Origin of the sequence: Rhodococcus sp. NPDC078407, assembly GCF_044542515.1 — a bacterium.
GTDB lineage: Bacteria > Actinomycetota > Actinomycetes > Mycobacteriales > Mycobacteriaceae > Rhodococcoides.
In genome coordinates this window covers 219,550-231,322 of record NZ_JBITUQ010000002.1, presented here as the reverse complement: position 1 = coordinate 231,322, position 11,773 = coordinate 219,550, and the positions used below count along the sequence as shown (strand labels likewise).

11 protein-coding genes and 1 pseudogene are annotated in these 11,773 nt (G+C 63.4%); 7 read left to right on the top strand and 5 right to left on the bottom strand.

All coding sequences use genetic code 11. From position 1 onward, the window contains the following. The first annotated feature begins 35 nt into the window (after window positions 1–35). Genes ACIGGF_RS03540 through ACIGGF_RS03530 form a run of 3 tightly spaced genes read left to right on the top strand, consistent with a single transcriptional unit; the run spans window position 36 to window position 3,800 of the window. Window positions 36–1,610, top strand: coding sequence for an AMP-binding protein (locus ACIGGF_RS03540; RefSeq protein WP_397520156.1), 1,575 nt, complete (start codon window positions 36–38; stop codon window positions 1,608–1,610). A gap of 23 nt (window positions 1,611–1,633) precedes the next feature. After that, window positions 1,634–3,460 (top strand): hypothetical protein, encoded by a 1,827-nt coding sequence (locus ACIGGF_RS03535; protein ID WP_397520058.1) that lies wholly within the window; start codon window positions 1,634–1,636, stop codon window positions 3,458–3,460. A 31-nt stretch (window positions 3,461–3,491) separates the two neighbouring features. Next, the gene (locus ACIGGF_RS03530) at window positions 3,492–3,800 is read left to right on the top strand and encodes a hypothetical protein (protein WP_397520057.1); all 309 of its coding nucleotides are present in this window, start codon (window positions 3,492–3,494) and stop codon (window positions 3,798–3,800) included. 107 nt (window positions 3,801–3,907) lie between these two features. Here the strand turns inward: ACIGGF_RS03530 and ACIGGF_RS03525 are convergent, their stop codons facing one another. Beyond that, entirely contained in the window at window positions 3,908–5,107 is a 1,200-nt protein-coding gene (locus ACIGGF_RS03525) for a lipid-transfer protein (RefSeq protein WP_397520155.1), read from the bottom strand. Between ACIGGF_RS03525 and ACIGGF_RS03520 the strand changes: the two genes are divergently transcribed. Continuing rightward, on the top strand, window positions 5,082–5,279 hold the full coding sequence (locus tag ACIGGF_RS03520; protein WP_397520161.1) for a hypothetical protein: 198 nt from the start codon (window positions 5,082–5,084) through the stop codon (window positions 5,277–5,279). The two genes, ACIGGF_RS03525 and ACIGGF_RS03520, sit on opposite strands and share 26 nt — an antisense overlap. A 125-nt stretch (window positions 5,280–5,404) precedes the next feature. After that, a complete protein-coding gene (locus tag ACIGGF_RS03515) occupies window positions 5,405–5,995 on the top strand; it encodes a CsbD family protein (protein WP_397520056.1) in 591 nt (196 codons plus the stop codon). Between the two features lie 51 nt (window positions 5,996–6,046). Here ACIGGF_RS03515 and ACIGGF_RS03510 read toward each other — a convergent pair whose 3' ends face one another. The 3 genes from ACIGGF_RS03510 to ACIGGF_RS03500 form a co-directional block, all read right to left on the bottom strand. Continuing rightward, window positions 6,047–6,343 carry a hypothetical protein gene (locus ACIGGF_RS03510; RefSeq protein WP_397520055.1) on the bottom strand — a complete coding sequence of 99 codons (297 nt, stop codon included), beginning with the start codon at window positions 6,341–6,343 and terminating at the stop codon, window positions 6,047–6,049. Window positions 6,344–6,447: 104 nt separating this feature from the next. Next, window positions 6,448–7,509, bottom strand: a complete 1,062-nt coding sequence (locus tag ACIGGF_RS03505; RefSeq protein WP_397520054.1) for an alpha/beta hydrolase — start codon at window positions 7,507–7,509, stop codon at window positions 6,448–6,450. Between the two features lie 90 nt (window positions 7,510–7,599). After that, complete coding sequence (locus ACIGGF_RS03500) at window positions 7,600–8,877, bottom strand: hypothetical protein (protein WP_397520053.1); 1,278 nt, start codon at window positions 8,875–8,877, stop codon at window positions 7,600–7,602. Window positions 8,878–8,957: 80 nt separating this feature from the next. Here ACIGGF_RS03500 and ACIGGF_RS03495 point away from each other — a divergent pair, with 80 nt between their 5' ends. Further along, window positions 8,958–9,353 (top strand): hypothetical protein, encoded by a 396-nt coding sequence (locus ACIGGF_RS03495; RefSeq protein WP_397520052.1) that lies wholly within the window; start codon window positions 8,958–8,960, stop codon window positions 9,351–9,353. A 107-nt stretch (window positions 9,354–9,460) separates the two neighbouring features. Here the strand turns inward: ACIGGF_RS03495 and ACIGGF_RS03490 are convergent, their stop codons facing one another. Further along, a complete protein-coding gene (locus ACIGGF_RS03490) occupies window positions 9,461–10,768 on the bottom strand; it encodes an NAD(P)/FAD-dependent oxidoreductase (RefSeq protein WP_397520051.1) in 1,308 nt (435 codons plus the stop codon). Between the two features lie 23 nt (window positions 10,769–10,791). On the opposite strand from ACIGGF_RS03490, the pseudogene ACIGGF_RS03485 reads away from it, so the two are divergent. After that, window positions 10,792–11,715, top strand: a pseudogene (locus tag ACIGGF_RS03485) (universal stress protein); the annotation flags it as partial. Window positions 11,716–11,773 lie beyond the last annotated feature (58 nt).

Below are 11,773 nucleotides of genomic sequence, written 5' to 3'. Positions count from 1 at the left end.
GGGGACCGAACATCGTGACCAGAGCCCAAGCCGCCATGGCGTCCGGAGTACTCCGCACACGGCAGATCTCCGTGATGCAACGCGCCGGCATCATCGACCTGAAAAGGCCACTGCGCGTGCGCCAGAAGTCCACAGCTGTGCGTAGGTTCGGACCTATCGCCAGTGGAATCACCACCGGCGCGCAGTGGTACGGCGATCGAGTGGCTCTCGTCGATGACTCGGGGCCGATGACGTACCGCGAGGTCGATCGCGCGAGCAACATCCTCGCCCACCTGTGGGCCGATCGCGGCCTGGGTGAACAGTCGACCATTGCCGTACTGTGCCGTGATCACCGTGGCCTCGTGCTGTCGATGGTCGCCGCAGCCAAGCTCGGGTCCCGGCTCGTGCTGATGAACACCGGATTCAGTGCGCGCCAATTCGCCGATGTTGCCGTGCGCGAGAAAGTCACTGCGGTAGCGAGTGATTCCGAGTTTTTCGTCGTTCTCGCGGAGCTACCCGCCCATGTTTCTCGATTGGGCGATCCCGCGGACACCGCCGCTGCCGGCAGTGTCGATACCCCTGTCCCGGCACCTTCTCGTCAGGGTGCATTCGTTCTTCTGACCGGCGGAACGACAGGTACTCCCAAGGGTGCTCCTCGGTCGGTCGATTCGGCATTCGCGTCGGCCCAGTTTCTCGACCGAGTGCCCTTGGAGAACGGGCAGACAGTCCTACTGTGCGCGCCACTGTTTCATGGAACTGCACTCTCCCAATTCATCATCGGACTCAACCTGGGATGCACGATCGTCCTACACGGCCGGTTCGATGCATCTCGTGCCTTGGAGCAGATCGAATCTCACCGCTGCGATGCCGTCGTCCTGGTTCCGACAATGCTCCATCGTATGTTGAGCAGCCCGGACGTCGCCGTGCGCGATACGACCAGTGTGCGCATAATCTTCACTGCAGGAGCAGCCCTCGCTCCGAGCCTGGGCAACCGAGCGATCGAACGATTCGGTCCGGTCATCTACAACTACTACGGCTGTACCGAAACCGGAACAGCCACCATAGCCACCCCCGCGGACTGGCTGGCGGGTCCGGGAACCGTCGGCCGGCCACCACTGGGGATCGTGGTGAAGCTAGTCGATGTCGAGGGGAACATCGTCACCGAACCCAACCGCGAGGGAACGATCCACGTCGGAAACTCCATCTCCTTCCACGGCTACTCGTCCGGCGGCAACAAAACCATCGCACACGGTCTCATGTCGACCGGCGATGTGGGACATTGGGATTCGACCGGACTGTTGTTCGTCGACGGCCGGGACGACGACATGATCGTATCCGGCGGCGAGAACGTCTTCCCCGGCGAGATCGAGGCCACGCTCTACGCCCATCCCGATATCGACGACGCCGCCGTGACCGGGGTCCAGGACGACGAGTTCGGCCAGCGCCTGTCCGCGGTCGTAGTCCGACGCAATCCAACGCTCACCGAAGATGCTGTGCGGCAGTACATCCGATCCGAACTGGCCAGGTTCAAAGTCCCACGCGATGTCTTGTTCGTCAACGAACTACCCCGGACCACGACGGGCAAGATCGACCGCAAGGCCATGACGTCACTGACCTCCGGTATCCAGTGATGCACACACCGAGGAGCCGCACGATGCACACACCGTCCTGGATTCGTTCCACCTTGATCGCCGGCTCGATCCTCGGGTTGGTGATCACGAGTTCGGCTGCAGCGTCGGCACAGCCGGCTCCCCCACAGACACCTACGGCGACCGATGTCACGACCGAACCTGTCGTGGGAGACCCTGCGCTCGGCACAGACATCGAACAGACACACGTGCGCGTCCGGTACGCCAGCCCCTATCTGGCGGGAGTATCGGTACCACCGGAGTGCGAGTGGTTGGATTACTTGCGCTACCGGCACAAAGACGGACCGCAGAACAGTTCCGAAGCCGATGCGGTGATCACTGTTCAGCCCGGCACCTATTCGGGTGCAACCAATTTGGCTCCGCAGGCACCCCAGGTGGTACGAAAAGCAGCCGCACAGGGCAAGTTCGTCGAATACATAGCCCTCGACCGCCGCGCCAACTGCGCCGAGGACAACTCCGGTTGGGATGTTGCCGCACGGGAGAACGACTACCACCGAGCGGCCGAGTACTACTTCCAAGGCAAGGAGGTCGACGGCAAGCACTACGCGCCGCCGACACCGGAATCACTGTCCTACCTGGGCGAGTTCGGGCTGGCACTGGCACTGGACGACTGGCGTGTGGTGATCGAACAGGTACTGCCCGACCCCGCCGATCGCGGTAAGTCGTTTTGCGGCGGGCATTCACTCGGCGCGTTCCTGGTCGGACCGATGCTGGCGTGGGACTTCGACACCGATCCGGCCACCATCGACGACGCCGGCTTCACGCTCTGCGGTGGTGGCGGCATCGCGCTGGACGGTTTGGCCATCACGGACCCCGTCGGAGTTGCCGGCACCGGCCTGGTCGACGAGCTGCTCTCCGACTCGCTCGGTGGTCTGCGTGACGTTGCCGGTGCAGTGACCGATCTGTTGCCGGTTGCGGAGACTCCCATCGTGAGCGCGGGCAACATCATGAACACCTACAACCTCGCCGCGATGGCAGCCCACCAGAACCCGGAAGCCGAGAGCGACCTGTCGCAAGCCGCGCCGCGCGACCTGACCACCGAAGCGTGGATGCGCGCCTTCTACGGGGCAGACTATGTCGATCTCATTGTGCCGCAGAAGCTTCCGGATCAGCAGCGGTTGACCAATCAGGCAGCGCTCGGGATGTACTTCGATCAGAACTCGTCGGAATATGTACTCCAGGCCGGTACCGGATTCTATGACTGCGCGGTGACGGGCAAGACCTACCCCGTTCCCAACGGTTTGACCTCGATCCCGATCATCGGACAGCTGCTGGTCATTCCCCACCGCGTCGGATACGGCCAGAACTACACCCCCGCAGATTCGAACACACTGTGCGGCTGGCGTAATTACGACCAGGTGTGGCCTTCACAGATCGAGCTGCCGGGCTCACCCAACGGCACGCCGACCGACGCCGATCATGAAGTCACCGACATCGATCAGCTGGCCCGGGCGATGACTCCGGGCCTTGCACCTGTCGACTTCTTCGAGCGTTTCACCCCACTGCGGCTGATCACCGACACCGCATTCGCGCTGGGCGGTATTCGCAACGGTGAGCTCGCCGGTCTGCAGAATCGTGAGGGAGGCATTCTGGAGCATCTCCTGCACGGAAAGCGTTGGCAGAGTACGCCGACCACGGTTCCGGTACTGACGCTGTTGTCCGGCGACTCTCCGGTACAGAACGTCAAGTACGGCGCGTTGGTTCCGGCAAACGCGATCTATCTACCGGGGTATCGCCACTACGACGTGGTCACCGCCGCCGAAAAGCAGAACAGCGGACTTCCCGAGCCCGCCAGTGCGGCCATCGCCGCGTTCGTCACCCGCGCCCGCTGACCCCTACACAGGACTCAGAACAGGAATCCCGATGCCAGCCCGAAAGAAGCCCAGCCAGGCCGACAAGAAGACGGCCTTCTCCAGTGACCCGGCAGTGGGTGACAGGGTCCGAATACGGTCCGCGAATGGGCAGGGAGGCATCGGGACCCTGATCGAGGACTATGCAGAGTTCACGGTCGACAGGACAGAACTGAACAGGACGTGGGCGCCGATGCGCCGGTGGGCAATTGCCCTCGACTCCGGAACACTGGCTTTCGCAGACGACGTCGAAATTCACAGCGCCGAGGAATCTGCTGAATCGACGTCGGTGCACGAAGCCTCCGACGGCGCGGGCGACTGAGGTCCGACTCGACAGCGTACGGTTCCCATGCCGGTGCGAACGCGACCAGCAACGCATCCTCGTGTGCCATCATGATCTGCACCTTCTTGCCGGAGGCTTCGAGATAATCAGGACACCGCGCGATAGGCGGTGACCACCGCGGCACCACCGAGTCCGATGTTGTGCTGCAATGCAATTCGCGCATCCGACACCTGGCGATCACCTGCCGTCCCGCGCAGCTGCCACGTAAGTTCGCTGGCCTGCGCCAACCCGGTAACACCGAGTGGATGACCTTTGGAAATGAGGCCGCCGGAGGGGTTGACGACCCAGGTGCCACCGTAGGTGGTCAGATCCTGATCGATCAACGTCCCACCCATGCCCTCGTCGCACAGTTCCAGAGCCTCGTAGGTGAGCAACTCGTTCACCGAGAAGCAATCGTGCAATTCGATGACATCGATGTCCTCGGGTCCGATGTTCGCCTGCTCGTATACCTTTCGTGCCGCGTGACGGGTCATGTCCGCACCGACGATGCTGATGGCACTGTGATCGTCGAACGTGGACGGCAGATCGGTCACCATCGCCTGACCGACGATCTCGACCGCCCGATCCCACAGCTCGCGCTCTTCCACGAATGCTTCACTGGCCAGGATCACAGCACCGGATCCGTCGGAGGTGGGCGAGCACTGCAAGCGCGTCAATCCTGCCGGCTCGTAGATCATCTTCGAGCCCGTGATGTCTTCCAGCGAGTATTCGACGTCGAATTGTGCGTACGGATTGTTCACCGAGTGGAGGTGATTCTTCATCGCGATGCGCGCGAAGTGCTCGGTGCTGGTGCCGTACCTGTCCATGTGTTCCCGGCCGGCTGCACCGAACATCCAGGGAGCGGCGGGGAATTGGAAGTCGAACAGCTCGGCCTCGGCTTGAATGTGTAGGCCGAGCGGCATCACTCGGTCCTCGTAAGCCACCGACAGCGAGCCCGGTTGCATCTTCTCGAACCCGAGCGCCAGGGCACAGTCCGCAAGGCCTCCCCGGATTGCTTGGGTCGCGAGATACAAGGCGGTCGACCCGGTGGAACAGTTGTTGTTGACGTTGGTGATCGGAATGCCGGTCATCCCGAGCTCGTAGACGGCCCGTTGCCCGCATGTCGAGTCGCCGTAGACGTACCCCACGTGCGCCTGTTCCACGTCTGCGTAGGTGATGCCGGCGTCGACAAGAGCAGTGGTACCCGATTCTCGGGCCATATCCGGATAATCCCATCCGGACTTGCTCCCTGGCTTCTCGAATCTCGTCATACCGACACCTATGACGAATACTCTGCTGCCGCTCATGATCGTGGATACTCCCCTCGACATCGAATCGACCGCAGTGACGATCGATGCGTCCATCAGGACACCATCGACTGTGACGCAGAACGAGCTTGTGCGGCAGGTGCAATGCACCGAGATTTCGGCCGCGCGGATGGACAAGATGCACAAGGAAGAATCCTCCCACTCAACGTGACCCATCACACTCTCGTCGGACGTATGTTTCGGAGCAGCCGGTTCGACTCATACTTATCGGCGTCGTCCGCGACGCCCCCAGCTCCGGATGTCCGGAGATGACCTACACGAAAGAGGTACGCACCGATGGCCGACTTCATCGACAAGGCTCAGCACAAGGCAGAAGAACTGGCCGGGACTGCGAAGGAGAAGGTCGGCGAGGCCACCGGTGACGACAGCCTCCGCGCCGAGGGTGCCACCGATCAGGCCAAGGCCAACACTCGTCAGGCTGCGGACTCCGTGTCCGATGCGGCCGAGAACGTTGCCGACACCGCAGCGGATACCGCCAAGGAAGCAAAGCATGCAGCCTCCGACGCGGCTGACAAGGCCGCTGACGTGGCAGAGGACGTCAAGAACACCGTCAAGGACAAGGTTCAGAGCGTCGATACCGACGAGGTGAAGGAAAAGGCCTCTGAGGTCGCCGACAAGGCAACCCAGAAGGCCTCCGCGGTCGCCGACGACGTGAGGAACACCGTTCGCAACATCGACAGCGACGACGTTGCCCAGGCCGCGAAGGTCGGCACGCCGGTCATCGCAGCGCTCGCCGCCGCGGCCGGAGCCGTCGCGTTCGTGCTGATTCGTCGACGCAACCGCCGCCGCAGCGCCGCACACCTGTTCGTTCCGTCGAAGCGCACCACCCGCAAGCTCGCCAAGAAGGCCCGCAAGCACAGCTTCTGAACCTGAACGCCGAATGGCCCCGCCTCGATCGAGGCGGGGCCATTTCCGTGTCTACAGCGGTTTGAGGGCCCGGCTGGGTACCCAATGCGTGACGGTTTCGCTCCGGTCCCGTGACATCAACTCGTACGTCACTCGGCCCAGCCAGTCGCCGTCGACGGTGATGGACCACTCGACCAGATCGCCCGGCACCACGCGTCGCACATCGAAGCCTTCGGGATTGAACTTCGACGCGTGGTGCGGCGGAAGCGGGTACAGGACGTTGAGGTCGATCCAGACCTTCAGCGGTGGTCGGAGCAGCTTGAACGGGCGCACGGCAGACGCCGGTCGAGGTTGTGCGCGCCGTGCCATCGTTCGATCATACGTTCGATCGCGGCCTCGATCCACACGCTCCGGAAACGAACGACGGCCCCTCGCACATGACGTGCGAGAGGCCGTTGTCGTTGTCTACAGGATCAGAGGCCGAGCGAATTCGCCAGGAACGGCCAGGACTTGTGCAGGTCGTCCTCCCAGTAGCCCCACGAGTGGTTGCCGACCGGGCGGAAGTCGACCGTGGCCGGGATTCCCAGCTGGTCGAGGCGCTTGGCCAGGTTCGAGGTGCAGAAGTTGGTGGCCACCTCGATGCCGCCACCGACGATGACCTGGTTGGCGAGCGTCGCCGGGTCGTTGTCGAGGCGCGGGTTGGCGAACGTGTCGTTCGGGATGCCCGGAAGGCCACTGCCGGTGCTCATGTAAATCTGTGTGCCGCGCAGCTTCTCGGCGTTGAGCAGCGGGTCGTTCTCGCGCCACACCGGGCCGTCGAGCGGTCCCCACATGTTCTCGACGTTGCCGCCGCCGTAGGTCTCGACGACCAGCTTGACGAACTGCTGCCCGATCGGGTCCGAGGTCTGCGCGCAACCGCTGTACGCCGCGACGCCGGTGAACTTGCCCGGGTACTCGATCGCGATGTTGAGAACTGAGGTACCCGTCATGGACAGCGCTGCGAGCGACTGACGACCGTTGGTGTCGAACTGCGCATCGATCAGCGGGGGCAGCTCTTCACCGAGGAAGGTGCTCCACTTGTTGCTGCCGAGCTTCGGATCGTCCTGCAGCCAGTCGGTGTAGTACGACCACTTGCCCTTCTGCGGGGTGACGATGTACGCGTTCTTGTCTGCGAAGAAGGCCTCGGCGTCGGTCTGCGACTGCCACGACGCTGCATCCTCGCCGCCGCCTGCACCGTTGAGCAGGTACAGCACCGGACGCGACACGCTGTCGTCTGCGGGGCGCTGCACGGTCACCGGAATGGTGCGGTTCATGGACGCGGAGAAGACCTGGAGCTGAACCTGCTTGTTGTCGAGGGTGTTCACCGACTCGATGCGCGATCCGTTGCTCGACTGAGTCGACGTGGCGGGCAGTTCGTCTGCGGACGCGACGGGCGTCATCAGCGCGGTCGGAAGAATCGCCACTGCGAGAGCGACGGCCGTAGCCGAACCGATTCGCCGGAAGCCGTGTCGTCGAGATCGTCGAGATCGTGGCACGCTGTTTCACCTTTTCGTCGAGTTACACCGGTCGAGTTTCTACATCGGCCGAAGATGAGGTGACGTTACCTCGAGCAAACGTGCCGAGCGTTATGGACCGGACGATTCCGAGACGCGATCGTGATGCGCGCGCTCGCCGTGTCGAATGACGACCAGGGAACCTAAGACGACGAGACTCGCGACCACCACACCGACGGGGAGCGGCGAATACAACCAGACAATGGGCTGTACGTAGTCGTCGGACGTCCCGTCCATCCACCCGAACACCCGCGGCGGCACCGGGGCCGACACCGAGAACAGCGTCAGCGCGAACGGAACCAGGGGACCTATGGTCGACGCCACCGTGCGCGTCGGTTGCATCGACCCGACGGCCAGGCCGATGGCGACGGGATACAGAGTGCAATATGCAATGGCTCCAACGACATTGACGGCACTGTCGCCGGTCGGAAGCAGACCAGTGGCCGTTACCCCGGCCAGCACCACGAGCGCGACCGTGGTGAGGTCGCGCCGCAGGCCTACTCCCACCGCACCGACGAACAACACAGCGGCCCCGACGAATACCCACCACGATGCGTCGGACCATCCCACCGAGTTCACCCCGGACGCCGCGATCGCCAACCCCAGCATCAGGTATCGGCCGTTGCGGCCACCGAGTTCGGACGCGACAGCGCAGGTCAAAAAAACCACGATCACGACGGCGAACAACCACCTGGACACCGTCGACGTCGTATTGCCGAGGTAGGTGTAGACCGCCAGGAAGACGAAGCCCAGCACGAGAGCGGCTGCCGCGTCGGAGGCCTCGAATCGGCCCTCCGGTGCGCGCCGAACGGCCACGAGCAGCACGACAGTGGTTGCGAGGAGAAGCAGGAACGGGACTGTGGATTCGACGAGCTGCGGTGCCAAACCATCCATCCACCGTCCCTCGCGCGGTCCGCGTAGTGGCGAGATCGCGCGGTAGAACAGCAACGAGCCCAGCAGTCCTACTGCAATACCAGCAGACGGAAGCGCGCGTCCACCGGCGACGAGTCCGCACACGCCCACCAGAGCGCCCGCGCCGAGGGCGTTGGTGGTGACCGCTTGATTGGACGCGATCGGTGCGAACGACGGCAGTGCCATCAACAGAACGCTGACAACGGTTGCTCCGGCAGCCGACAACCGGGGGCGTCGCCGATGACACAGCGCGAGCACGAGTATCGCGGCCAGGACGGCCAGCGAGCCTGCCCACTGCGCGGTGACGAATGTCCCGTACCACTTACCCGAGGACTCGATATGAAACAGATCCTGGCCGAGCGACTCGCGAATCGAATATCCGGCAGCGAATCCACCGCATACCGTTGCCACAACTGGCCCGTAGCGATCCACGATCATGAACTCAACATAGAGGGGTTCCCTCGGAACGGGTGTCTGTGGTCTATTGGATACATACCTCAGCGAAGGAGTTGATCGAGATGTTTCGTCGCACAGCTGTCGTCGCGTGCGTCATCGCCGGTGCTGCCGCCCTCGGTATGGGAACGGCCGTCGCCGACGAATGGCCAACTCCGCCCCCGTATCCCAGTCCGACGGCTCCCCAGGACGTCACCGGATTCCTCACCCCACAGGACCCGGACTACTGGAATCCGTTCGTCAGCAAGAACCGATTGACGTCGCCCTACGGCAACAGCACTCGAATCGTGTGCACGGCTTTCCACGGTGTTCTGCTGGACTGCTGGCAGGCCGACTCGAACGGCAACCCGCACAAGCTGATCAAGCTGAACATGAATTACCCGGGTTCGACGGGTCAGCTGTTGCCCGGTGGCGGTCCAGGGCACTTCGTGTACCCCGGGTTCATCCCCGGCATCGGCTGATCCGCACCTGACCGTTCACTATCGTCGACCGATCGCGGATTCCCGCAGATCGGCGACGCTACTGAACGGTGGGGTCCGGCCGGAACCAGCACCAATGCGAACTGAGGTCAGTTGTACGGCTTACGTGCCGTTTCCGGGTCGCCGAAGGTGATGGCGCGTTCGCGTCGGGTGCCGGTGGCGAGGGTGGCGGCCCAGTTGATGAGCGTTCCGATGCGATTGCGGTTGCCGGCCAGGAAGGCGATGTGGATGACGCCCCACGACACCCAGCCCGGGAAGCCCGACATCCTCAATGGCCCGGCTTGTACCAAGGCGTGTCCACGCGCGATGTAGGCCGCGGTGCCGAGGTCTCGGTACTTGAAATCGGAACGGGGCGAGCCGGATACGTCGGCTGCGATCGCCGCGGCAGCTGCTTTTCCGCCCTGCATCGCCACTTCTGCGACTCCGGCGAGATTGTTCAGCGACATGATGTCTCCGACGACGAACACGTTGCGGTGCCCGGGAATCGACAGGTCGGGGCGTACGGCGATGCGGCCCGATCGGTCCTGCTCCACACCCATCGCGTCGGCGAGCTGCTTCACGAACGGAACCGCCTCGACACCCGCGGTCCACAGCACCGTGCGCGTGTCGTAGCGGGTGACCGTCTTCGGCTCGGCCTTGGTCGTCACTTCGACGTCGGTGGCCGTGACGTCGGTGACGTGTACGCCGAGATGCGTTTCCACGCCGACGGTGTCGAGCGTTTTCTGCGCCCTGTCGGTCAGCGAGTCAGGAAACGATTCGAGTACGCGGTCGCCGCCGTGGAACAGCAGGACCCGAGCTTCCGACGGATCGATCGAATCGAACTCCTTCACCAATGCCCGGGTCGCGAGTTCTCTTATCTGACCGGCTAATTCGACGCCGGTCGGACCTCCGCCGGCCACCGCGAACGTGAGCCAGGGCCGACGCTCCTCCGCGGTGGGCAGCGACTCGGCCATCTCGAAGGCGGAGATCAACTTTCGCCTGATCGTGAGGGCGTCGTCGAGGGTCTTCATCCCCGGTGCCCACTGCACGTACTCGTCGTGACCGTGATACGCCTGCTGCATTCCCACCGCGACGACGAGGTAGTCGTAGGGCAACTCGAAGGTCGACCCGTCGAATCGACTGGCCGTCACCACTCCCCCGTCGCCCACGGGAGTCACCGACGTCGCCTCGCCGAGTGCCACGTACACATTCTTCTGTTTACGCAACAGGTGCCGGAGCGGACTCGCGATCGAGCCCTCGGACACCAAGCCGGTGGCGCATTGATAGAGCAACGGCTGGAAGACGTGCGAGGTACCGCGCTCGAGCACTGTCACGTCGACGTCCTCGTTGCGCAGACGCCGCGCGGCATAGAGCCCGCCGAATCCGCCGCCGAGCACCACAACCCGTGGACGTGTCATCTGAACGCTCTCCCTCGACCGATATGCGAAGACTGTTCTCGTCTGGTGCCAGCGTACTCGAGACCACGAATGCCGAGAGCGGGGCCTTTCGCCCGGTGTGTGGAGGGACTTGCGACTCTGTCTGCGACTGGCCCGACCGAGCAATGTTCGAGGTGTATCAGCACACGAAAGCCTGTGGACGGGAGTCGGTCATGAATGCATCGAGCCGGATAGTCGTCGGAGTCGACGGGTCCGCCACCTCGCTCGACGCGGTCCGTTGGGCAACACGCGAGGCTGTTCGACGCCGCGCCCCGCTCGAGTTGGTCACGTCGGTCCTTTTTGCGCCGGGAACCTACGGCGATGCCATCAGTCTTCGAATCGGTTCGTTCTCGGACCCGGATGTCGAAGCCAAGCGGGTGCTGACCGCCGCCGTCGATGTTGCGCACAAGACCGCAGCGGGTAACTCACTGATTCTCGACACTCGTCTCGAACATGGCTCTGCTGCGGGGAATCTGACGCATTTCGATGTCGCACCTGCCCTGCTTGTCGTCGGGTCGAGGGGTCTCGGCGAGTTCACCGGCGGATTGATCGGGTCGGTCAGCAGCGCCGTCGTGTCCCACGCGAAATGCCCTGTTGCCGTGATCAAGTCGAACGTCGACGGGGATGGACCAGTGGTCGTCGGTGTGGATTGCACGTCCAACAGCCAACCAGCCATCGACTTCGCCCTGCGGGAAGCGTCGATGCGGGGTGTCGACCTCGTTGCTGTGCATGCATGGAGCGACCTCGAGCTCGGAAGCGTGTTGACGCGAGACGAACAAGGCCCGTGGGCCGATTCCGAACTGGCAGAGACGACCTCGCTGGCCGAAAGCCTGGCCGGCTGGTCCGAGGACTATCCGGACGTCACCATCCGACGCGTTGTGGTTCAGGACAGGCCGGTTCGAACACTGGTCCACGAGTCCGAGGCGGCTCAGTTGGTAGTAGTGGGTAGCCGAGGGCGCGGCGGATTCGTGTCGATGCTCCTCGGTC